Genomic DNA, 22,177 nt, shown 5'->3' with positions numbered 1-22,177 from the left:
TCATTATATGTTTTCACCCAACTCATCTCTCATCAGTGATTGGGCGCGTATGCGCGAAATTATCACCATTATGGCCAGACATGGTCTGGGTGAATTTCTTGTTCGTATCAAATTACCAAGACGCTGGTACAAACATTCCGATCAATCAGGTCAGAATCACCAGCACTACCTGAGCACACCAAAACGAGTGCGGCTCGCCTTTGAAGAGCTCGGACCAACATTCATCAAACTCGGACAAATATTGGCTACCCGTACCGATGTCTTCGGAGAAGAATGGACAGAGGAATTTGCCCATCTGCAAAACAACACACATCCTCTTCCGATTCCAAACATCAGAAATATTATTCAGGCTCAGCTTAACCAGCCACTGGAAAGCATTTTCAGTAATATAGAAGCTCAGCCTGTCGGCAGCGCATCCATAGCACAGGTTCACCGCGCGACACTTATCAGCGGAGAACAGGTCGCCATTAAAGTTAAACGCCCGGGTATTGAGTCAACCGTAGCAGCTGATCTGCGTATTCTTAACCACATAGCACAACTGCTTGAATCGGAAATACCCGAATCCAGACGTTATTATCCGGTACAAATGGTGCAATATTTTGCCCGTTCACTCGAAAAAGAAACAGATTTGTCTGCCGAACGTCGCAATATGCAACATTTTTCCCGTCTTTACAACCATCAGCAGCAAATCCATATACCACAAACTTATGCGGCATATTCTAACCGGCAAATATTAGTACAAGAATATATTGACGATACTTTACTTAAAAATCTTGATTTCACCGGCTGGGACAAGCAGCAGCGAAAAAAACTTGCAGCCACACTGGTCGATACCATTCTTGATATGATATTACAGCATGGTTTATTTCACGCAGACCCGCATCCAGGTAATATTTTAGTACGAAATGATGGACGAATCACCTTAATTGATTTCGGTCTTGTCGGTCGGCTAAGCCAGCAGCGCCATCAGGAAATCATCACTCTGATTCATGCACTGCTGGAACACGACCAGTTTGCACTGCAATATGTTTTGTCCAACTGGGCGCAGGGAGAAACCATAAACGAAGACCAGCTCGGAACAGATGTATTGGAAATGCTGAATAATTATGAGCAGCTCAACAGTAAAGAACTGCGTATTAGTCAGATAATTAACGATATTACCCATATTATCCGTGAACATGGTCTAACACTGCCTGCGGATCTGATTATCCTGTTCAAATGCCTGATTACCCTTGATGGCGTTATAAAAAAAATAGACGGCGACTTTGAACTGTTAAATCATGCACGAAACACCATCAGGAACGTACTACGCCATCGCTTTAACATCCAGTCAATCTGGCGCCACAATAAAATACAGTTACATCTTTTAGCTCAGGTAATAGATACACTACCCCAAAATCTATTACGTCTAAGTAAACGCATCCGGCACGGACAGCTCCCTGTTAACCTGAATATTCAGCACATCGATAAATTTAACAACCAGCTGGATAAAGTTGTTAATCGCCTGACAATGGGAATTGTTACAGCGGCACTTATCATTGGCTCATCTATTGTTATGAGTATTAATTCCGGCCCGAAAATCTTCGGTCTGTCGTTTTTCGGACTGATTGGCTATTTACTGGCATTCAGCAACAGCCTCTGGGTAATCTGGTCAATCTGGCGCTCAGGACGACACTGAATCAACACCGCAGTTACTCAGTTACCCTTGTAAGAAAACAGCTGAAACCATTAAAATATATACTTGAAGTAATAGAAATTCCTTCACACAGCAAATGTGTTATTGAAAACTGAATAACCACGTGGTTCGCAATCCATCCCACGAAAAAAAACTAGGAGCCTTGCTACACATGTATCAACTGTATTCTGCAATATCATCTTCTCTTAATGACAAATCTTTCTTGTTTGGCTTTTAGACAGAAAATATGTTTAAAATCGCCAAAGAATTCCAGTTTGATGCCTGCCATATGCTGGACGGGCATAAGGGCAAATGTCATAACCTGCACGGACACACCTATCGCCTGATTGTCGAAGTAAGCGACCAGCTACATCTGCAAGGATCCAGCAAAGAAATGGTTATGGATTTTTCCGACATCAAAAATATCATTAACCAGCAAATTATCAGCCAGCTGGATCATGCCTATCTGTATGATGAAACCAATAGCAACGAATGTAAAATCGCAGCCCTCCTTCGCCAAATGGAGCGAAAAGTATTTGCCTTTCCCTGTCGCACTACTGCTGAAAGCATGAGCCGGTTTATCTTCAATAAGCTTACAGCTCATCTGCCAGTATCCAAAATTACCCTATGGGAAACCCCTACTTCCTATTGCGAATATCAGAATACCAGCTCATGATTCAGTTTAATATTGTCGAAATCTTCGAATCCCTACAGGGCGAAGGCTACAATACCGGTATGCCTGCTATTTTCATCCGTCTGGCAGCCTGTAACCTCAAATGCCCATGGTGCGATACTGACTTTATGAGTTACCAAAGTATGGGCCTGGAGCACATCCTCAATACCGTCAGTCAGTTTCAGAGTAAAAACATAATCATTACCGGCGGCGAACCTACTATCAACAAAAAACTGCCCCTACTTTTACACGCACTTAAACAGGAAAATTATTATCTTGCCATCGAAAGCAATGGTTTGGGCACAGTAGACCCGCTTATCGACTATATAGCCCTGAGCCCGAAATTTTATTATCGTCACCAATATCCGTTTCCACTACAGCGCCAGGCTGACGAAGTACGCATTGTAGTTGAAAACCATCCGGATTTTCTTACCTTCTGCCAGAACATAGAACAACATATTCAGGCCAGACACTATTTTCTTTCGCCCTGCGAACAAAACAACCAATTCAATATGCTTACTACATTACAATATCTCGGCAGACTGAATCAAAACCGCCATAATAATAAATGGTTGCTAAGCATTCAGACACACAAATTGGCCAATATAGAATAATATTTCTACTCATCTATGTATTCTGCGGCCGATTCAAAATCCTTGAAAAAATACAAATCAGCCTAATATCATAAAAAGTATATGTAAAAACTAAAATCAATATTTTTAGCGTAACAATTCATCATTAATGTGCATATTCTGCCAACAATTGTTACAATATAATTAACCAGAGAAATTATTTACTGACAAAATCACGGAGAATCTTATTTATGCAATCCCGTAACACTTACGACTTCACCCAGCTGGGTCAGGCAGGCGAAAACCAGCAGGCAGTTGTTTTACGTAAAGCCTATGCCTTGCTCGGGCTTTCATTCATCCCTTGCGCTGCAGGTGCTTATGCAGGTACTTATGTAAACTTTTTTACCCTGTTTAGTAATTTTTGGCTGTCAGTAGTAGCGTTTTTGATTTTCGCTTATGGACTGATGTTTGCAATTGAAAAAAACCGTTATAACAATTTAGGTATAGCCCTGTTAATGGTTTTTACTTTCGGTATCGGATTTTATATCTCACCGCTTTTACAATATCTTATGGCTTCTTCTGTCGGCTCAAAAATCATAGGTATGGCAGCATTAATGACAGCAGCCGTATTTTTTACCATGGCAACAATTGCTCATCGTTCCAAATCTGAAATGAAAGGTATTGGTCAGTTCCTGATCATTGGTGCAGTTGTTTTAATTATCGGTATGATTCTGAATATGTTTTTGCATTTACCAGCCTTGTCACTCACTATCGCAGCTGGTTTTGTTATTTTCAGTTCACTGATGATCATGTGGCAAATCCGTACTGTTATTGCCGGTGGTGAAGACAGTGCAACCAGTGCAGCACTTACTTTATTTATCTCTCTGTACAATATTTTTAGCAGCCTGGTACAAATTCTGTTGGCAATTATGGATGACCGTTAAAATTATATTTCAATAACTCAACTGCCTGAACATCAAAATAAGTTCAGGCAGTTTTTATTTCTGCAAAAATTATGTGTATAACAGGAAAATAATCCTTTGCTCATCTGCGCCCTATTTAACTTCCTATTCTTTTATAATTATCTTTTACATAATAAATAAACATGAACGAAACCATCCAGTGGACAGAAAACGCACAAAACATGCAGGCAGACTGGGGAGGCGACAACCGCCATCCCGCTCCAGAACACATTCAGGCTATCACTCAGATCAGCGCTGAACAGGCGATTCAACTCATGCGTCAGCATACTGCATTGCTCTGGCGCGGTGATTATCATCAGGGTAAACAACTACTGGCTGCGATTAAAAAACGTGTTCGCAGTAAAGCCCGTATTCATACTGATTTTCATAAACATCGTTTGCAACAGGCTCAGCACAGCCGCCTGTTCCAGCTTCTATTAGTAGAGATTCAACCTCAGGGCTTACTTAACAATAGTCGCGCACCAGACATTGCAGCTGCTCTGAACGACGTATTCGGCAAACCCAATCAGAACGCCCTACTTCTGCCATTGCATCTGTTATTAGGCTATATTGGCGCTTATGAGTGGCATAAAACCGGCGTTTCCATTCCTGCATTGCAAGGACAAAAAATCCATGTTCCTTACGGTGTATTTTCGCCCGTACGCGGTGAATATCTTGAACTGGTTGCCCATGCAGCACTTCCCTTTGCCTGTCAGACAGCATGGGACATCGGAACCGGCAGTGGCGTACTGGCTGCTATACTCGCACAGCGTGGAATACCTGAAATCATTGCAACAGATAATAACCCGCGCGCCATTGTATGCGCACAAGCAAATATAGAGCGTCTGGGTTTAAATAAACAAATTCATATTCAGCATACCAGCCTGTTTCCTGAGGGCACGGCCGATCTTATTGTCTGCAATCCTCCATGGTTACCCGCTAAGCCAACCAGCGATATAGAAACCGCACTCTATGACCCCAACCATCAAATGTTGAAAACATTTCTGGAAAATGTCAGAAACCACCTCTCAGCAAACGGACAGGTATGGCTGATTATGTCCGATATAGCTGAACATCTGGGCTTACGCCCCTCAGAAGCCTTACATCAATGGATAGAAGCAGCAGGGTTAAAAATTATTCAGAAAATCGATACCCAACCTACACATCAAAAAGCCCGGGAACAACATCATCCACTTTCCTATGCCCGTAATCGTGAAATCACTTCTTTGTGGCAATTGGGCATTCAATAAAACAGGTGTTTGCATAGTAATGCAAACACCTGTTTTATTCCTCATCAGTACATACAGACAAAAAATCTATTCACAAACATAAACTATAATTTAGTGAACTTAATAGCACCGGAAACCACTTTCAACGTCCAGCTCACCCTTAACATAAAAATTATTGATTTATTTAGAATTACAAGTTATAAATATTTTTTTCAGATATATCACCATTGCCTGGCGCCAAATTGAAATTAATTTCAGTTTGTAAGAAATTCAGTTGAAAAGCATATATTTTAATTACTAATCCAGACACATATTGCAAAAACCTTCTTCCTTAATCAATATCTGCTTCATCATTTTTATTACTCAAAACACTATCTGTACTCTTTACTCGCAGATACAGTAAACCTTTTACTTAAACTATCTCAATACAATTCCAGATAATTACAGATATACTTAATATTGAGTGTAAATATACAACTGAATTCAAAGCTGAAATATATATCAATAAAACATCTGAAATTTTGTATTAATTACTTATTACATTTCTATTACTTCCTGCTATTTATCTTTGAATAAAACATTGATTGCAGTAAGATATATTTTTCATTCCGAGTATATGAACAAAACCATTTCTTCATTGTATGATTTATCTTATTAAGAGATCATCAATTTATATACATCACATCATTATGCATTACTTAATTGTTATTTGTTTGCTCACAGCATCCAATCTGGTCATGACTACAGCATGGTACTGGCATATTAAACCCAATAATTACCAATTTCCGCTTTGGCAGATTATTTTGATTAGCTGGGGAATTGCTCTATTTGAATATTGTCTTGCAGTGCCGGCCAATCATCTGGGGGCACATTGGGGGATAAAACCATTTCAACTGAAGATTATTCAGGAAGTAGTGACACTGGTCGTATTTACCCTGTTTGCGATTCTTTATTTAAAAGATGAATTCAGACTTAACTATTTAATCAGCTTCGGCTTTATTCTTGGTGCAGTGTATTTTGCTTTTAAACGCTAATCTGTAAAACCGCCGCCTGAACATCCAAATTTTTAAGGACGCAATCGCGTCCTTTTTCAAACACAGACTTATATCAAGCTTTAGGTAGAGTTACGCCCGTCTGCCCCATATATTTACCGGCACGATCCTTATAAGAAGTAGCGCACTCTTCATCACTTTCAAAAAACAATACCTGTGCCACTCCTTCATTAGCATAAATCTTTGCCGGTAATGGTGTGGTATTGGAAAATTCCAGAGTTACATAGCCTTCCCATTCAGGTTCAAATGGCGTGACATTAACGATAATACCGCAACGTGCATAAGTGGATTTACCCAGACAAACAGTCAGAACATTGCGCGGGATACGGAAATATTCCACAGTACGTGCCAAAGCAAACGAGTTAGGCGGAATGATGCAAAAGTCGTCTTCAACAGTTACAAAATTACGCGTATCAAAATTTTTCGGGTCTACAATAGTACTGTTGATATTAGTAAAAATCTTGAATTCGCGTGCACAGCGAATATCGTAACCATAGCTGGAAGTACCATAGGAAATGATTTTTTCACCGTTTAACTGTTTAATCTGATTAGGTTCAAACGGTTCAATCATGCCGTGTTCTTCACTCATACGGCGTATCCATTTGTCTGACTTAATACTCATGACAGTATCCTTAATAAATTTAGCGCATTATACCGAAGCCAATGCCACTGTTGCAGGCAAATTGCGACTATTTACGCCGTTTTAAGCCATTATTCCGGTAACCAGCCGCCCAGATGATGCACCAGCTCAGCAAGCAGATCGCCTAAGGCTTCTGCCATCAGTATTTGTGATGCAAAGGTTATACTTTGCATATCGTCTCCCTGCCCCGCTGCTTCTTCCTGAATCACATCCAGAAACTGAATACGTTTAAGAGTAAAATCCTGCGTCAGCACAAAACGTACTCTGTCCTGCCAGCATAACCCCAACTGAGTAACAACCTTACCATTTTTGACCAGATTAACCACTTCCTCTGCGGTTAAATCCTGATGGCTGATACGAACTACTGGTGCAGCATCACCCAGTCCTTTGAGTTCACAATCACAGTCCAGCTCAAAATGACCGGCAGCATCTCCTCTTAACAGCCATTCCGTCATCAGACTGCCTGGCGACTGCTGAGTGCGTGGCAGCTTCGCTTCCAGCCCACCCAGTGCCTCACGTAATTTCGTAAGCAGCATTTCAGCACGATTGGCATTGGCCTGATTAATCATTAATAAGCCGCGCTGAGTATCAATAATGGCTTCTGTTTTACCACTTTTAGTAAAAGCACGCGGTAACAAATCATCGGTGATGGTTTCTTTCAGTTCCATCTTCTCCTTACGCCCGACATTCCGCCCCTCAGCTTCTCGTATTTCATTAATTTTTTCGTCAAGAATATCGCGCACCACGGCTGCCGGTAATACTTTTTCTTCTTTTTTTAGCGCAATGCGCCACGTATTCTGTGCCGGAAATACCATCTCAGGGCTAAACGATACAGGACTGGCAAAACCAATACTGTCCCAATCCAATCCCATACACGGCTTAAACTGAGCTTCGGTCAGCTTATCAACCAAAGTTTCTAAATTCGGCAAATTGTCTTTATTGAGCGGATAAATACTTAATTGCTTAAACCACATGCGTAATTTCTTTCACAGCCAACTAGGAAATGAGTGATTATACGGCAGCCGGCACACAATATGGAAAACAATAAACCGGCTTTTAAACAGCTTTCTATTTAATTATTCATTCAGATTTATAATCAATAATCCTATCTGCAATACTTATATTGATAAATATAAATATTTAATATAAATCTCAATCAAAAAATTTATTTTGTCATAGATAATCAAAGATATGAATCAGTAATGAAAATAATCTTAGGTGTTTTCCAATACTGACTGAATTTACGTCATATAATAACCATATTCTGAACATTTTTTAAATTCACTGCTGATTATCAGCATTCATATATGCCGGCAAGATGCGAATAAATCCAGCTGAGTTTGGTATTCACTGGTTCTCACATCCATTAGTCCCAGTACTGAATGAAAAATATTATCATGTGAAAATTCTTGCTGATGCGCATGCCGGCGTAAGCAGTCCATATCCAGATTACTGATACTGGAAAAATCATGGTTTGCCCAGAACAGCATAGGTACACGGGTTTGCTCTTCCGGTGCAATGGCATAGGGTGTTGCATGCAGATATATACCGTTTTCACCCAAAGATTCTCCATGATCAGAAAAATACCACATCGCACTGGCCAGACCGGATTCATTTTGTAATAACTTAATTATTTCTGCCAGTATATGGTCTGTATACAGCACCGTATTATCATATGTATTACGCAATTGCTCCCTTGTACACTGCTGAATCTGATTCGTATCACACGTCGGTGTAAAGCGCCGGAATATCTCAGGATAACGCTGATAATAAGCGGGACCGTGACTACCCATTGTATGCAATACCAGTACAGCATCATCAGGCATATTAGTAATCATATCGTGTAAATTAATTAACAGGCTTTCATCCAGACAACCATCACTATTACATTTCAAATTCGGAGCCCAGTCCCGCACATCCAGATGACGGATACGGTCACATACACCTTTACACCCGCCATCATTATCACGCCAGCTTACTGCAACTCCTGAACGTTGCAAAACATCCAGCAGCCCTTCCTGATGTTTTGCCAGATTAGCCTGATAATGCTGGCGTGGCATATTCGAGAAAAGGCAGGGTAAAGACACAGCCGTTGCTGTACCACACGAACTAACCTGAGGGAAATTGACAACCTGATTACCCATAGCAGCAAGCTCTGGCGTAGTCTGACGCTGATAACCATTCAATCCCCAATTCTGAGCGCGCGTGGTTTCACCTATCACCAGTATCAATAACCGTTTATTCCCATGACGCTGATGACTGGCATCCATTCCTATGCGTTGCAAAGGCTGATGAGCATCATATGTGTTATAAGCTGTTTTTACTGCTGCTCCGACAAAATTAGTGGGCACTATTAAATGATTCACAGTTTTATTATTTCGGAAAAAAGAAATATAACTGCCATACGCAAGCAGAATAACTGTAAAAACCGTAATCAAAGAAGCAATTATGACAACAATTCGTTTGCCGAATTCACGATACCATGGTTTTGTATAGTGAATATTAACACCCCAGCAATACCACTGCGCCGGCAATAAGCCGGTAATGCCCAGCCACATCCAGAATTGAGGCGTCAGCCAGGCACCGGCTTCACCTATATTAGTTTGCATAATGTTTTGCAGCATATTGGCATCAAAATAAATATGCTGCATCATCACTGCATAGCTTACAGCTGAACCCAGCAACAGAAGCAATGGCACCATCAACCGATGTAAATATGGCCAGAATAACAACTGCATACAAAAATTCATTGCTGCCAGCATCAGAACAGGCACGGTAAACCAGAAAATAACATTATTTTTCAGGGTTACATGCTGAAACAGATAGCTCCAGAAACCTACATTAAATATCAATAAGACATAAATACTGAGCAATAATATGGCCCGATTGCTGCTTAATACCCATTTCGACTGCATCATCAGCCCCTGTTAACTAAACAGCGGCAAGTGTAAAAAAACAGCCTTAAGTGAAGCTTAAGGTAAACCATGCCAATAAGAGGCGTCATTGTGGTACGGTAATTAATATGTCTGCAAAGTACTAATTTGTACTTATCAGGAGCCCGAAATGAGCCAGTCATGGCATGATGAACAACATTTTTCTAATCGTAACAATTGGTTACGCGCAAGCGTTCTTGGCGCTAACGATGGACTGATTTCCACTGCCAGCCTGCTAATGGGGATGGCAGCAGCCGATCCGGATCAGCATACCTTGCTTATATCCGGTATTGCAGCGCTTGTTTCAGGTGCAGCCTCTATGGCTGCGGGAGAATATGTTTCCGTTTCCAGCCAGCGCGATACAGAAGCAGCTGATTTACGCAAAGAGCTGGACTCACTTATCCGATATCCGGAAATAGAACTGGAAGAACTGGCTAATATTTATCGTCAGCGTGGTTTAAACAAAACACTTGCACAACAGGTTGCCGAAGCTCTAACCAAACATAATGCTCTTGAAGCCCACGCCCGTGAGGAAATCGGTATCACCGAAGTCAGTAAAGCCAATCCGCTTCAGGCAGCTTTGGCTTCCGCACTGTCTTTTGCTTGCGGTGCCTTGTTACCAGTATTACTATCTCTGTTAAGCTCTACCGTATGGCTGATGAGCATACTGTCGGTTACCACCATAGCCGGTCTTGGTATTCTGGGCTGCATATCAGCACATCTGGGCGGAGCTCCCAAACGTCCGGCTGTAATCCGAATAGTCATATTAGGTGCACTTGCACTGGCCTTTACCAGCATGATAGGTCGGATTATTGGTATCACTATATGAAAAAATATGCGTATACTGATTCTTGAAGATGACAGAGACATTGCTGACGGCCTCACTGCCGGTCTGAGCCAGCAAGGTATGGCATGCGATATTTTTGCATCCGGCCGCCTTGGAGAACAGGCATTAAGTGTAGCGCCATACGATGCTGTAATACTTGATTTAAGTCTGGCAGAAAGAGATGGTATGGACGTTTTAAGCCATTGGCGCAGCAAGAATCTCAGCACACCGGTTTTGATTCTTACCGCCCGCGATGCCCTGCCCGACAGACTTGCCGGTCTGAATGCCGGTGCTGATGATTATTTATGTAAACCTTTTGCGCTTGATGAAGTGATTGCACGTTTGCATGCGCTTATTCGTCGCAGTCAGGGCATCAGTCAGACCGAAATTAACTTCGGGCAGCTGAGTCTGAAACTTAACTCCTGTCATGCCTGCCTGTATGGCAAACCACTTAATCTTACCCAGCGTGAATGGCTGTTATTACAACTACTCGTCACTCATCCGCAACATGTTTTCAGCCGTGCTCAAATCGAAGATAAACTGTATAGCTGGGAACAGGAAGTCGAGAGCAATGCTATAGAAGTACACGTGCATCATTTACGTAAAAAAATCAGCACAACCATTATTCGTACCCGGCGCGGACTGGGCTATCAGCTCGGAGAGGCACCTTGAAGCCAACCACCGCTATTAGTCGGCGCTTAATTATCTATCTTGGTATCACCCTGCCACTTCTGTGGATTCTGACAGCCATCATTAGCGCAGTGGCGGTAATGCATGAAATCAATGAAGCCGGTGATACCCAGATGAGTCAGCTGGCACAGCGATTATTACATACACCGATCAACCTCAATTCCAGCCAATATCCCGCTTTACCATCTATTCCAAAACCACAGCGCGGGCTTATTGATGCCAAAGAATCCGGATACGCCATCTGGTATAAAGGTAAACTGATTAATGCCGATGAAACAGGCCAGTCTATTCCCTATCAACCGGATTATCAGGGATTTATCAATCAGGGATACTGGTGGCAAAGCCATGCATGGCGTATTTTTTATCTGAACAATCCTCAGCAGCAACTCAAAGTAGCCGTATCATTCAGTATGCACGAACGTTTGCAAACTGTATTGCGTGCAGTATGGTCTCAACTGGCAGTATCTATACTTGCTCTGCCGCTTTTACTATGGCTGATTGCATGGAGCGTACGCCGTGGTACACAGCCACTTCAGACACTGGCACAAACTCTGTACCATAGAGAACCACACAGTATTACACCTCTTTCCAATATTGTGCCTACCGAAATTCTGCCTATTATCAATGCATTGAATGATTTATTTCAGCGTATAGAACAATCTCGCGCACGTGAACTGCGCTTCACAGCAGATGCAGCACATGAACTGCGCAGCCCGTTAGCCGCACTTAAAGTACAAACAGAAGTACTGGCACTTACCAGTCTGAACGATGCTCAGCAACAGCGTGTACGCAACATTGAACACAGCATCGAACGCACTACCCGCTTAGTCGATCAGCTTCTTACTCTTTCCCGTCTTGACCCACTTACCGAGTTACCCCATACCGAAGCAGTTAACTGGACAGATATTACCAATGACGCTATAGAGAGTGTAAGCTTGCTGGCACGTGAACGTCAGTGTCGTATCCTGCGGCAATTTAATACTGATGCGGCAGCAGTATTACCTATTTACGGTGACCATACCCTGCTGACTATTCTTATCCGTAATCTGCTTGATAATGCCATTCGCTATAGTCCTGAACACAGTATTATTAATTTAACCCTAAACACAAACTCTATCAGCATAACTAATCCCTGTAATGATATTGCCTCAGAAAACCTGAAACGTCTGCGTGAACGCTTTTTCCGGCCGGCAGGGCAAGAAAGCAGTGGCAGTGGCTTGGGGCTGTCTATTGTTGATGGTATTGCCCAGCTGCACTGGCTGCAAATGGAATTAGATATAGTAAAGATTAAAAAATATAAAAATGAAACTATTAATTTCCAGGTTAAACTGCAACAAAAAGCATCATAATACAATAATAATATTAACTGAGGATTTGTTTGTAAAGTGGTGAGACTTTTAGCTAATGTTTGCACTATTCTCTCAGCAACAGGCTTGTTAATCGGCGCCCAAAATTTATATAAACAAACCAAATCTTATGTTAGGCGATTTTATTCACTCGACCAAAGAAAATATAGGCAATAACAGCAATAACACCAAATACAAGAGATACAAAAAACATTACATGGTAAGCATTGTTTACTGAAATTAATTGAGATTGCGTCAGGTAAATAAGTATTCCTGATAATACTCCCCCAAATGCGCCGCCAATCTGCTGAACAACACGCGTGACAGCACTCGTGTCCTTAATTTGATTTTTATCACAAAACTCGAATGGAGAAGAGAGAACAGCAATCGTGGCGACGCCTAATCCGGAACCTCGGACAGTAAAACCGATGATCTCAGAGGCGTTCCCACCAACTTGAATAATTAATATACTTATTGCTGATATTAGTAATCCTACACCAATAATTAGAAATGAATTTATCTCACTTAGAGATTTATAAATAAATTTTCTAGCCAACCAGGCACCTACACCCTGCAGGGCAAGCAGCATACCAATATATGTAATAGATACATTATCCTTTATTGCTTGTATTAAAGGAAAAAATATCATAAAACCAAAAAAGATAAGCGATGTCAGAAACCCCATCATTATTGACATTGAATATTGAGGACTATTAAATGCACTTAAATCAATCAGTTTACTGTCTGACCTGTTATTAGTAATAAGCGAAATCATCATCAAACCAATACCGAAAACCAGCATAATAATATTAGAAATATCAAAAAAATGCCCAGATGCGATATTTTTAATAGAGATAAAAAATAGAATTAAAGAAATTAAAAATGTCAAAAATACATAAATATTCATATTGCATTTAGACGTTTTATTCTCAGGTATTGTCGTCCTGCCAAAGAAAAAAGCCACAAGTACTAAAGGTATGTTGATAAAAAAAGCTATTCTCCAATTTAACTGTTCTGATATGATTGCTCCAAAAACTGGTCCTAGTGCAGGTGCAAAGACTGACGGAATAGCAATCAATGCCATAACCGGCTTTAGTCTTTCCTTACCAAAATAAGTCGCTATCGTGGATTGAGTAATAGGAATTAATATTCCTGCACCAAAACCTTGTAGACATCTAAACAGAATCAAAGACACCAGATTATATGAAAATCCAACCAATATAGAACCTACAAGAAAAACAAAAATTGAGGATATCCATGCTTTCTTGAGTCCAAAATTTTCATGTATATAAGGAGATAGTAATATACCCGCAGCGCAGGCCAGCATGTATACAGTAACAGCCCATTGTATATAAGCATAAGAAGCATTAATGTCATTCGAAATTGAGGATAAAATAACATTAACAATGCTGCTATCCAGTAATGGCAATATACTAGATAGCGTCATAGCAAACACTAACTTTCTTTCTGCGACCGTCAGCTCAACTGATTGTGCCATGTCAAACTCTCTCTAGATGATTAATAAATTTGAAAATAACCAATAAATTTGTATAAAAAACTATTATTTTGCTCATCTACAACTTATCTATTTATTGCTAACTTGTTATCTTCAATACAATTATTAGGACTTCAGGATAGCCAGTAGAATAGAGTTTTACTAACCAATTTAAGCCACAAAATATCCCATCGGGGCCATATCAATGAATACTCCACTCATTTCTCCACAGATCGCTTCTTCTGATAGCGAACCGATGATCATATCGACAGTAAGCCACTCTTCCCAGAGAGTGACACAACGTCATGGTCATTCAAGAGGACAATTACTCGGCACATTACAGGGTTTAATTTCAATTGAAGCAGAAAATTGTCAATGGGTAGTGCCCGCAACTCATGGTGTCTGGATACCTCCAAATGTACAGCATAGTCTTCTTGGATCACATGGACCATTCGAAGGATGGAGCATCTATATACAAAAAAACGCATGTACTAAACTACCTGTCAAACCATGCGTTTTAGAATTATCTGACTTACTGCGTGAAGCAATTACACGAACCATGTCATGGCATAATTCAGAACTGGAACCGGAACAGAAGCGATTAATTGCCGTAATCCTTGACGAGATTAGAACAATGCCTCAAGTTGAGCTAGCACTTCCAATGCCAAAAGATATGCGTCTGTTAAAAATCGCTTTAGCTTTGTGTGATAATCCTGGTGATGATAGAAAACTTAACGACTGGGGCATATGGGCTGGCATTTCCCGACGCTCATTAACACGTCGGTTTACAAATGAAACCGGATTTAATTTCACAGAATGGCGTCAGAAACTGCGCATGTTAAAAGCGTTAGAATTGCTTGCAGCTGAAAAACCAGTCACAGAAATATCTTTATATTTAGGTTATGACAATATTAGCGGGTTTATTTCTATTTTCCGACGAAATTTCGGGATCACACCGGGAAACTACCAAAAAGCCATGAGAAATCGTCTCTCATGGCGAGACTTCACTCACATTACATTGCCTGGTTAAATACAACACAACATAAACCTTATTTTTTAACCATGCAGAGGGTTTTTCACTAATATACTAGGACTCATTATCACAGCGTAACGATTCAGATTGCCCCTGCCATTGGATGATCTGATTTAACGACTTTATAACCAGAACTGCGGACAAAGATAAGTCCGTTTCTATAGTTAAGCCTTCTGGATTAAAATCATCAATCACATTAAATAATCGGCAGCTCCGTCAGTCAGTCAACTGGTCATGCATAAAATCCATTGACCAACATTCATAGATGTTCTGGGAACCGCTAATGAATCAGGTTTCACTCGTTTAAAGCGTTTTTGTGGGGCTTTATTCGTAAATTCTAAGTGTGAACTTGCTAGTACATGAACGCCAGTAGCGTATCTTGCAGTAATTTAATACTGATGCGGCGGCAGTATTACGTGATTATACCCTGCTGACTATTCTTATCCGTAATCTGCCTGATAATGCCATTCTCTATAGTTCTGAATACAGTATTATTAATTCCTGTAATAATATTGCCTCAAAAAACTAAACGTCTGTATGAACGCTTTTTCCGGCCGACAGGGCAAGAAAATAGTAGCAGTGGCTTGGGGTTGTCTATTGTTGATGGGATTACCCAGCTGCACTGGCTGCAATAAAATATAGTAAAGATTAGAAAGTATAAAATAAAACTATTAATTTCCAAGTAAAACTACAACGAAAAACATCATAATACAATGCATTCTTACTTAAATGACTTAATTTAATTTAAAATAATAAATTCTTATTGTCATTATTAAAAATCTATATAATCGAAAATCTGATGCAATATCTATATATACTATCTATACAATAATTATTTTTATATACCAAATTAATTATGAATAGCTAATGTATATTAGCTATTTGAAAAATATTAATATTTACAAAATATAAAATAAACTATATTATTTAATAATTGTTTTTACATTGAAAAATCATGAATAATTTTTTAAAATATATTTCATTAATGTTTATTGGCTTCAGCATTTCTGGCTGCGCTCCTTATGAATTAGCTCAGCTTCATCCTATCGGCAAATTTGAAAAAGACATGCCGAAAAATGAGCGATCTGTTCATTTAATAGGTTTATAAAAAGATATATATGGAAATAAACTGTCAGCATATCTGAATACCAATAATAGCTATTATAGAGAACTCTACTTATATCCTGTTCCTGATGAATTATACGTTACATGTAACGAGCTAATAGGTAGCGGATCTAGGCTCGAAGGTAGTCGATATATAAAAAATACTAAATTCAAACCTGGAAATACTTATTACATATATTGTGAAAAAGGACCTAACCGTTCATTCCGTGTTGTTTCTATTGAAAAAAACATTGCGGATAATCTTAAGGAAAAAGAACCGGATAATTCAAATAAAGTTATCTTTATTACAAATGGCCGTAATCCTAAAACTATGCTTATATGGCAAGGAACACAAATTACAGGCTTAGTTGACTGGGATGGAAAGCTAAAAACAAAAGCTGAATTGGTTGGTCCAAGAGATTCTATTACTGTGTTTTGCCGGGCTCAAGATTTATATTTCTCTTTAAAAGGTAATTTTAAAGCAGGCAAAACTTATAAAGTAGAATGTTCTAACAAAACTGATGCAAATGGATACCCAATCGTCGATATTACTAGTATAAATTAATGATATATATATAAATCTTGCAGTGAAATTTTTTAAAAATTTATTTCTGTAATGGATTGCAATATATTATTGTAAAATTAAAATATGATTATAGTACAATTACTTAAAATAAATTATCAGTATATTGTTCTATAATCATATTAAACTTTTTAAGGAAAATTAATATGAATACTAACCAAAAAGAAATATATAATATTCGGTCTTGGGCAAATGTTCGTGAAACTTCTATTGAGATTGCCGAGGCTATTTTTGAATTAGCAAACAATGATGAAAAATTAGCCGAACAGATTTGGGAAGAAGGAAGCGATGAAGTTTTAAAAAAGGCCTTCGCTAAAACAAAAGCTGATAAGCTCTTTTGGGGTGAGCAAACTATCGAAAGAAAAAATGTTTAGTTAAATACTATAGGTCATATTATTATCTTTTGCCAATTGAAATACACAAATTTATATCAATGTGTATTGTCGAATAAATGTAATAAGTATGTTCAGTCAGACATAGCTGTTCATATAAAGCAGTTCTATTAAGGCTAATAATATCAATTAGAAAAAAAGCAATTAATTTACTTTCTCCATGGAATGAAATCACAATATATATTATGTTTTTGTAGACAATCAAAAAAATCTAGAGTGAATTCTTTAAATTTTGTGTTTTCCAACCTAGCCTATCCTGCTAATACACTTGCTAAGAGACAATTTTCTTGTCTTAATTTGTTAAATATCTGCTAAACAGCACAACCTAATCAGCTTATTGCTAATTTATATTGAAACTAAATTAGGGATTTATCTTCTTTTATTAAACTATCTTATTTATATTAAATTATGTTTTACTAAATAGATTTAAGATTATTATAAAATTTTCTTATTATTTATTAGTTAATTTTTAAATTATGCATATTTATTCTTTATAATATAATGAAATAATATAAATTGAGCAATTGAATATAGCTAATTATCACTGAAAATGAATAAAATTGTAATTGATCAAACTATAAAAACACCATAATTTACTTACCATTAGTCTAAATATCGTAAGTATAATAATTATTATAAATACTATAGATATAATACTAACAGCATAACATTACTCACAGCGGGATAATACAGTTTTGACAGAAATAATCATATACTAAATGAACTATATAGTTAATAATTAAGCTGCATCATAATAAACATTATGATGCAGCTTTTAAGGCAGATATTATGTCAATTAAGTAATTTAACAGATTTAATTCTGCTAGATTAACATTAAAAATTTTAGTGATAAAAATTTTAAATATTATTATTCATTTTCAAGAATTACTCGTCGAGTAGGCTGATTTTCATCAATTTCAATTTTTCTCAGCTTATCACAACTAGGAGTACCAGCCATATCTTTGAACGGAGACTCCAGCTCTCTTTGGCAATTCTGCTTCAGACTCAATTTATCAAACTGAGATGGTTTATATGCAAATACATTACTAACTGAAAAAGATAATACCATTGTTAATACAATAAAATTTAAACCAGTTTTCATTTTTATTTCTTCCTCATTTAAAGCAAAAATTTGACCTGCATACATTTCCAAATAGCAGACAAGTTATCTAAAATCGCATATTTTATATATGGCTCCCTCTTTACTCAATCAGATTTTATCATCATACTACTATTGATTAGCCAGTAATCGTTAATCAATATGGTTGCCAAACCCATATTTTCAATCTCTTTGACATAAAATTTATTAAATTCTATCTGTTCATTTAGCCATCCTATCATAGGATAAAAATAAATGTAACCAGAATAATGGAACATTAGAATGTAATAGCCAGTTGTTTATAATATTGATTAAACCTGTTAGAATTATCTTTCAAATAAGAGATCATTTCAGTAAATATATATTTGATCACATAAATTGATATATATTAAGTATGCTCATCTAATGCGCCTATCGTCTAGAGGCCGAGGACACTACCCTTTCACGGTAGCAACCGGGGTTCGAATCCCTGTAGGCGTGCCACAATTGAGAATTAGATAAATTTTTATTATTCCATATTATACTTACCTACTTTAACTACTAATAAGCTAATTAAATAAAGCAAAGATGATTATTTATTCTTAAATTTGCGGATCAAATTTCTAATTCTTGCTACAAACCTTTTGATTGGAAATGCCTTTCTCTTCAAATAGGTAACATTATTTTGTATTTCATAAATAACATTATTCATTGAAACAATATAACTTTGGAGCACATCAATTCGCAGATTTAATAACTTATTTTGTTCTGTCATCAGATTAATTTGTTCTTTATTTTTACTATTACTATCAGAAAGCAATAAATGCAATATTCCATAGTTACCTTGATCCGAAAGAAGTGCTTTACGTGCTAAAGCATTTCTGTACTCTAACCTATATTTTATGTGATTATCCAAACCAGAAATTACTGAATTTCCATAACTAGATTGTTTATTAGGGCGATGGTGATAATAAGCAAGTTTTTTATTTAAAGTTTTGATTTCACCAGCTCGGAAAAGTCTTAAAAGATAGTCCCAGTCTCCTAATACAGGTAATTCTTCATTAAATTTACCTATTTGCTTAGCTACATTCATTCTGATTAATATACATATCGGTGGAGCCACGTTATTACAAATTAAGCTAGTAATATCTATTAAATCTTTCCATTCAGACCAATCAGTCACACTTATTTGCTTAACAGTATTTTTTCTTATTTCCTCATTTACAACTAAACAATTAGTGATAACTGCTACAGCTGATGGGTTTTCTTGCAAAAATTTCACTGTCTCTAGCAAAAAACCAGGGTCCCATGAATCATCATCATCATGTACAACCATAAATTCTTCAGTAGCCAGACTAAATCCGCAGTTTGAAGCGGCTTCCATACCGAGAGAATGAGGATTATGAATCAGTGTTAGCCGATTATTAATGTCAATTTTATAAAGTTCAATCAGATCATTGACTTCTTTGGCAATACCACCATCATTTATGATATATAAATGCCAGTTAGTATATGTTTGCTGTATAACGCTTTCTATTGCTCTCACTAATAATATCGGTCTGTTTTGTGTTCTCATTATAATTGCAACAGAACCATCTTTTTTAATATTATCAGTAATTTTAGTCTGAGTTTCATTTATCGGAAATAATTTATCATCTAAAGCCATTTATTTAACCAATCAGATAATTTAAAATTACAGGAGGAAATTTATTAAAATTTGCTATTGCAGCTTTATAAAGTTCCGGATCAATTTTGTTTTTTTTAGCATGCCAATACGACATTACTCCGCAAGGCCATAAGTAAAGCATTGGAGCAATATCTTCTATATTGTTCGGTAATTTTTTCTGAATTAAAGGTAAATTTATCGAATGATCATAAATAATCGCATGTTCGATTTGACCGAGAAATTTTCTTTCCCGATTATTAGGTGAGATACATATCTGATAGAGAGCAGATATCGCAACTTCAGTGTTAATATCATTTTTATCAATACCATATACTAATTCATTATTTTTCCATTTTTCTAGTGTTTGTATTGCGCCTTCCTGATATAACTTATAAGTCTGATTATATTGATTAATATATTGATTATATTTGTCTTTTATAAAAACTGGTTCATACTCATCTGTTTGCTTATTATAATGATAATGTGAGGTTGTCGTATGATCTGCAGAATGCAGATTTTCGAGTATATACATAAAATTTTGCATCAAAGACGGTTCATAAGGTTTCCAAAACATATTGAAAAAAGCAGACTTCATTGGACCTGAATAATATAACCGTCCCGGGGCATTTTGATTTAATAAACCATAATAATACCCTTTGATCTTTTTTCTTATTCCAAGAAATTCACGAAATTTTGTTAAAAGTAACTGATTTGTTCCTCCCCACCCGATATCAGCAATAGCAAATCTTTTTTCATTATCAAAAACACCTTCCTGTTGAAAATATCCATATGCTTCTTCATATTCTCTAGCAAAGATCGGAGCCAATATTGCAATTAACTCTTCTTGTATAAATTTCTTGAAATCACTAGAATATTTATAATCAAATTTATTCTTTAAAGAACCAAATTTTTCTATAAAGTTAGTATGTTTCAGAATAAAGTTTTCACTAATATTTAGCCTGTTAAAATATTCTTGCCATGTTTCTCCCTGAAGAACAGTATCTTCAACAAGTGAATACAATGAATCCTCTGATAATTCACCTGTATTTTCGATGTCAATATGACAACATGGGAAACGAATACTTGTTCGGGAAATGTGTAAGTAACTGGAAGTTGTTCCACAAATTGAATCACCATCAAGTAATTTCCACGCTCTGAAAATAATTTGTGCATCACGTGCCAGAAAATAAATATGCTCAATTTTATCTTTAATAACTTCTTTTTTTAACCAGTCAATAAAACTTTGCAATGTTATCCCGCCTAGTATTTCTCCGAATTCAAACCAAAATTTAGATTCCTGGTCTTTTTGGGCTAACTGGGTATTTTCTAACTGCTGTATTTTATTCATTAATGAAAATGGAACTAAATCAGGTTTTAATTCAGCACCAATCCGACTTTGACCTAATAAACGAGTATAATGAAAAGAAGAAATTCCATATTTTTTTGACATATAAATATCAGCATTTAAATTGTCGCCAATATGCAATATTGATTCTTCTGGATTATCTTTCTTTACTTTACTCCATAAATGTCCTGTATATTTAACTTTCATAATATCTGAAGAAACATATAATTTATCATAAACATCAAGATTTAAATTTGATAAAATTTTCTCCATAAATCTTTTAGATAAATATGTATCAGAGACAAAAATAATTTTTTTTCCTAATTGTTTAAGCTTTTCAATAAGGAATATTTGCTCTGTATTTACAACAATACTTTCAAATTCTGCTTCCAGTTCCAGCTTTTTTGCAGTTTCCACAGCTTTACGCTGGTGAGGATAAAATAAATGTAATTGATTATAAATTTCATCATATGTTATTTCTTCTCGCTGATAGAGATACCAAGCTATTTCCCTCGCTCTTGTTTCGGCCCAATACCGATTAACTCCAAATTGATTTAAATTTTGATTTTCTTCAACTAATCTTTTGTCTATAAAAGCATAAAGATCAATCGGACATTCAAATAAACGAGTCCAGAGAGTATCGAAAACATCGAACGAAACTATCGAAAAATTTTTTGCCTTATTACATAATTTATCAATATATGTATAATTAACATTGAATTGAAGTTTTTCATAATACTTTTTAGCGGTAATTAACAATTCTTGATATTTCATTTTTTTCAATAACTTAGATTTAATTCTGATAAATCATATACAAAAAATAAAATAAATACAAAAAAAAACAGCACTAATTGTGCTGTTTTTTATTTGGTGCTGTTTTTTG

At 37.1% G+C, this 22,177-nt stretch carries 21 protein-coding genes, 1 tRNA gene, 1 pseudogene and 1 riboswitch; of the genes and pseudogenes, 15 read left to right on the top strand and 8 right to left on the bottom strand.

The features are described from left to right. Positions 1-7: 7 nt before the first annotated feature. The 6 genes from GY065_RS02730 to GY065_RS02705 all read left to right on the top strand — a co-directional run bounded on the left by GY065_RS02730 (position 8) and on the right by GY065_RS02705 (position 6,145). On the top strand, positions 8-1,678 hold the full coding sequence (locus tag GY065_RS02730; RefSeq protein ID WP_174832994.1) for an AarF/ABC1/UbiB kinase family protein: 1,671 nt from the start codon (positions 8-10) through the stop codon (positions 1,676-1,678). A gap of 115 nt (positions 1,679-1,793) precedes the next feature. Beyond that, positions 1,794-1,839, top strand: a riboswitch (PreQ1 riboswitch). Between the two features lie 83 nt (positions 1,840-1,922). After that, positions 1,923-2,351, top strand: coding sequence for a 6-carboxytetrahydropterin synthase QueD (gene queD / locus GY065_RS02725; protein WP_174832993.1), 429 nt, complete (start codon positions 1,923-1,925; stop codon positions 2,349-2,351). Continuing rightward, a complete protein-coding gene (locus tag GY065_RS02720) occupies positions 2,348-2,962 on the top strand; it encodes a 7-carboxy-7-deazaguanine synthase QueE (protein WP_174832992.1) in 615 nt (204 codons plus the stop codon). The genes queD and GY065_RS02720 overlap by 4 nt, the downstream gene beginning before the upstream one ends. A 209-nt stretch (positions 2,963-3,171) precedes the next feature. Beyond that, positions 3,172-3,864: a Bax inhibitor-1 family protein gene (locus GY065_RS02715; protein ID WP_174832991.1), complete on the top strand. Its 693-nt coding sequence runs from the start codon at positions 3,172-3,174 to the stop codon at positions 3,862-3,864. Positions 3,865-4,025: 161 nt separating this feature from the next. Then, the gene (locus GY065_RS02710; RefSeq protein ID WP_244621470.1) at positions 4,026-5,132 is read left to right on the top strand and encodes a class I SAM-dependent methyltransferase; all 1,107 of its coding nucleotides are present in this window, start codon (positions 4,026-4,028) and stop codon (positions 5,130-5,132) included. Positions 5,133-5,800: 668 nt separating this feature from the next. Then, on the top strand, positions 5,801-6,145 hold the full coding sequence (locus tag GY065_RS02705; RefSeq protein ID WP_084548254.1) for a DMT family protein: 345 nt from the start codon (positions 5,801-5,803) through the stop codon (positions 6,143-6,145). Positions 6,146-6,218: 73 nt separating this feature from the next. Here the strand turns inward: GY065_RS02705 and dcd are convergent, their stop codons facing one another. The 3 genes from dcd to GY065_RS02690 all read right to left on the bottom strand — a co-directional run bounded on the left by dcd (position 6,219) and on the right by GY065_RS02690 (position 9,721). Beyond that, on the bottom strand, positions 6,219-6,785 hold the full coding sequence (gene dcd / locus GY065_RS02700) for a dCTP deaminase (protein WP_025330196.1): 567 nt from the start codon (positions 6,783-6,785) through the stop codon (positions 6,219-6,221). Positions 6,786-6,874: 89 nt separating this feature from the next. After that, positions 6,875-7,777, bottom strand: a complete 903-nt coding sequence (locus GY065_RS02695) for a recombination-associated protein RdgC (protein WP_025330195.1) — start codon at positions 7,775-7,777, stop codon at positions 6,875-6,877. 327 nt (positions 7,778-8,104) lie between these two features. After that, on the bottom strand, positions 8,105-9,721 hold the full coding sequence (locus tag GY065_RS02690) for a phosphoethanolamine transferase (protein ID WP_174832990.1): 1,617 nt from the start codon (positions 9,719-9,721) through the stop codon (positions 8,105-8,107). 145 nt (positions 9,722-9,866) lie between these two features. On the opposite strand from GY065_RS02690, the gene GY065_RS02685 reads away from it, so the two are divergent. The 3 genes from GY065_RS02685 to GY065_RS02675 are packed head-to-tail and all read left to right on the top strand — an operon-like array spanning position 9,867 to position 12,601. After that, complete coding sequence (locus GY065_RS02685) at positions 9,867-10,565, top strand: VIT family protein (RefSeq protein WP_084548249.1); 699 nt, start codon at positions 9,867-9,869, stop codon at positions 10,563-10,565. A 6-nt stretch (positions 10,566-10,571) separates the two neighbouring features. Continuing rightward, on the top strand, positions 10,572-11,234 hold the full coding sequence (locus tag GY065_RS02680) for a response regulator (protein ID WP_037475621.1): 663 nt from the start codon (positions 10,572-10,574) through the stop codon (positions 11,232-11,234). Beyond that, positions 11,231-12,601, top strand: a complete 1,371-nt coding sequence (locus GY065_RS02675) for a histidine kinase dimerization/phospho-acceptor domain-containing protein (protein ID WP_174832989.1) — start codon at positions 11,231-11,233, stop codon at positions 12,599-12,601. Before GY065_RS02680 ends, GY065_RS02675 begins: the two co-directional genes overlap by 4 nt. 130 nt (positions 12,602-12,731) lie before the next feature. Here the strand turns inward: GY065_RS02675 and GY065_RS02670 are convergent, their stop codons facing one another. Continuing rightward, positions 12,732-14,096, bottom strand: a complete 1,365-nt coding sequence (locus GY065_RS02670) for an MFS transporter (protein ID WP_174832988.1) — start codon at positions 14,094-14,096, stop codon at positions 12,732-12,734. A 202-nt stretch (positions 14,097-14,298) separates the two neighbouring features. Between GY065_RS02670 and GY065_RS02665 the strand changes: the two genes are divergently transcribed. Next, positions 14,299-15,123 (top strand): helix-turn-helix domain-containing protein, encoded by an 825-nt coding sequence (locus GY065_RS02665; RefSeq protein WP_174832987.1) that lies wholly within the window; start codon positions 14,299-14,301, stop codon positions 15,121-15,123. 66 nt (positions 15,124-15,189) lie between these two features. Here GY065_RS02665 and GY065_RS13190 read toward each other — a convergent pair. Continuing rightward, positions 15,190-15,463 (bottom strand): annotated as a pseudogene (locus GY065_RS13190) (IS3 family transposase); the annotation flags it as partial. A gap of 175 nt (positions 15,464-15,638) precedes the next feature. Here GY065_RS13190 and GY065_RS13350 point away from each other — a divergent pair. The 4 genes from GY065_RS13350 to GY065_RS02650 all read left to right on the top strand — a co-directional run bounded on the left by GY065_RS13350 (position 15,639) and on the right by GY065_RS02650 (position 17,187). Next, positions 15,639-15,761 (top strand): hypothetical protein, encoded by a 123-nt coding sequence (locus tag GY065_RS13350; RefSeq protein WP_256433016.1) that lies wholly within the window; start codon positions 15,639-15,641, stop codon positions 15,759-15,761. Positions 15,762-16,081: 320 nt separating this feature from the next. Then, positions 16,082-16,234, top strand: a complete 153-nt coding sequence (locus GY065_RS02660; protein WP_174832986.1) for a hypothetical protein — start codon at positions 16,082-16,084, stop codon at positions 16,232-16,234. A gap of 327 nt (positions 16,235-16,561) precedes the next feature. Then, positions 16,562-16,795, top strand: a complete 234-nt coding sequence (locus GY065_RS02655; RefSeq protein ID WP_174832985.1) for a hypothetical protein — start codon at positions 16,562-16,564, stop codon at positions 16,793-16,795. Between the two features lie 164 nt (positions 16,796-16,959). After that, positions 16,960-17,187, top strand: coding sequence for a YccJ family protein (locus tag GY065_RS02650; RefSeq protein WP_174832984.1), 228 nt, complete (start codon positions 16,960-16,962; stop codon positions 17,185-17,187). Positions 17,188-18,073: 886 nt separating this feature from the next. Here the strand turns inward: GY065_RS02650 and GY065_RS02645 are convergent. Continuing rightward, positions 18,074-18,352 (bottom strand): hypothetical protein, encoded by a 279-nt coding sequence (locus tag GY065_RS02645; protein ID WP_037475634.1) that lies wholly within the window; start codon positions 18,350-18,352, stop codon positions 18,074-18,076. Positions 18,353-18,711: 359 nt separating this feature from the next. On the opposite strand from GY065_RS02645, the gene GY065_RS02640 reads away from it, so the two are divergent. Further along, positions 18,712-18,787 (top strand) — tRNA-Glu (locus tag GY065_RS02640). Between the two features lie 88 nt (positions 18,788-18,875). On the opposite strand, the gene GY065_RS02635 is transcribed toward GY065_RS02640, so the two are convergent. Together GY065_RS02635 and GY065_RS02630 are read right to left on the bottom strand one after the other, a co-directional pair. Then, the gene (locus GY065_RS02635) at positions 18,876-19,949 is read right to left on the bottom strand and encodes a glycosyltransferase (protein ID WP_174832983.1); all 1,074 of its coding nucleotides are present in this window, start codon (positions 19,947-19,949) and stop codon (positions 18,876-18,878) included. A gap of 4 nt (positions 19,950-19,953) precedes the next feature. After that, positions 19,954-22,068: a hypothetical protein gene (locus tag GY065_RS02630; RefSeq protein ID WP_174832982.1), complete on the bottom strand. Its 2,115-nt coding sequence runs from the start codon at positions 22,066-22,068 to the stop codon at positions 19,954-19,956. Positions 22,069-22,177 lie beyond the last annotated feature (109 nt).

The organism is Snodgrassella sp. ESL0323 (assembly GCF_013346865.1).
GTDB classification, from domain to species: domain Bacteria; phylum Pseudomonadota; class Gammaproteobacteria; order Burkholderiales; family Neisseriaceae; genus Snodgrassella; species Snodgrassella alvi.
Note: the sequence above shows the minus strand (reverse complement) of the source record. Positions and strands in the feature narration are given on the sequence as shown.

What these genes read in the sequence shown, in the direction of transcription:
- GY065_RS02730 (WP_174832994.1), top strand. Translation starts at nt 8, where the DNA reads ATGTTTTCACCCAACTCATCTCTCATCAGTGATTGGGCGCGTATGCGC.
- queD (WP_174832993.1), top strand. Translation starts at nt 1,923, where the DNA reads ATGTTTAAAATCGCCAAAGAATTCCAGTTTGATGCCTGCCATATGCTG.
- GY065_RS02720 (WP_174832992.1), top strand. Translation starts at nt 2,348, where the DNA reads ATGATTCAGTTTAATATTGTCGAAATCTTCGAATCCCTACAGGGCGAA.
- GY065_RS02715 (WP_174832991.1), top strand. Translation starts at nt 3,172, where the DNA reads ATGCAATCCCGTAACACTTACGACTTCACCCAGCTGGGTCAGGCAGGC.
- GY065_RS02710 (WP_244621470.1), top strand. Translation starts at nt 4,026, where the DNA reads ATGAACGAAACCATCCAGTGGACAGAAAACGCACAAAACATGCAGGCA.
- GY065_RS02705 (WP_084548254.1), top strand. Translation starts at nt 5,801, where the DNA reads ATGCATTACTTAATTGTTATTTGTTTGCTCACAGCATCCAATCTGGTC.
- dcd (WP_025330196.1), bottom strand. Translation starts at nt 6,785, where the DNA reads ATGAGTATTAAGTCAGACAAATGGATACGCCGTATGAGTGAAGAACAC.
- GY065_RS02695 (WP_025330195.1), bottom strand. Translation starts at nt 7,777, where the DNA reads ATGTGGTTTAAGCAATTAAGTATTTATCCGCTCAATAAAGACAATTTG.
- GY065_RS02690 (WP_174832990.1), bottom strand. Translation starts at nt 9,721, where the DNA reads ATGATGCAGTCGAAATGGGTATTAAGCAGCAATCGGGCCATATTATTG.
- GY065_RS02685 (WP_084548249.1), top strand. Translation starts at nt 9,867, where the DNA reads ATGAGCCAGTCATGGCATGATGAACAACATTTTTCTAATCGTAACAAT.
- GY065_RS02680 (WP_037475621.1), top strand. Translation starts at nt 10,572, where the DNA reads ATGCGTATACTGATTCTTGAAGATGACAGAGACATTGCTGACGGCCTC.
- GY065_RS02670 (WP_174832988.1), bottom strand. Translation starts at nt 14,096, where the DNA reads ATGGCACAATCAGTTGAGCTGACGGTCGCAGAAAGAAAGTTAGTGTTT.
- GY065_RS02665 (WP_174832987.1), top strand. Translation starts at nt 14,299, where the DNA reads ATGAATACTCCACTCATTTCTCCACAGATCGCTTCTTCTGATAGCGAA.
- GY065_RS02660 (WP_174832986.1), top strand. Translation starts at nt 16,082, where the DNA reads ATGAATAATTTTTTAAAATATATTTCATTAATGTTTATTGGCTTCAGC.
- GY065_RS02655 (WP_174832985.1), top strand. Translation starts at nt 16,562, where the DNA reads ATGCTTATATGGCAAGGAACACAAATTACAGGCTTAGTTGACTGGGAT.
- GY065_RS02650 (WP_174832984.1), top strand. Translation starts at nt 16,960, where the DNA reads ATGAATACTAACCAAAAAGAAATATATAATATTCGGTCTTGGGCAAAT.
- GY065_RS02645 (WP_037475634.1), bottom strand. Translation starts at nt 18,352, where the DNA reads ATGTATGCAGGTCAAATTTTTGCTTTAAATGAGGAAGAAATAAAAATG.
- GY065_RS02635 (WP_174832983.1), bottom strand. Translation starts at nt 19,949, where the DNA reads ATGGCTTTAGATGATAAATTATTTCCGATAAATGAAACTCAGACTAAA.
- GY065_RS02630 (WP_174832982.1), bottom strand. Translation starts at nt 22,068, where the DNA reads ATGAAATATCAAGAATTGTTAATTACCGCTAAAAAGTATTATGAAAAA.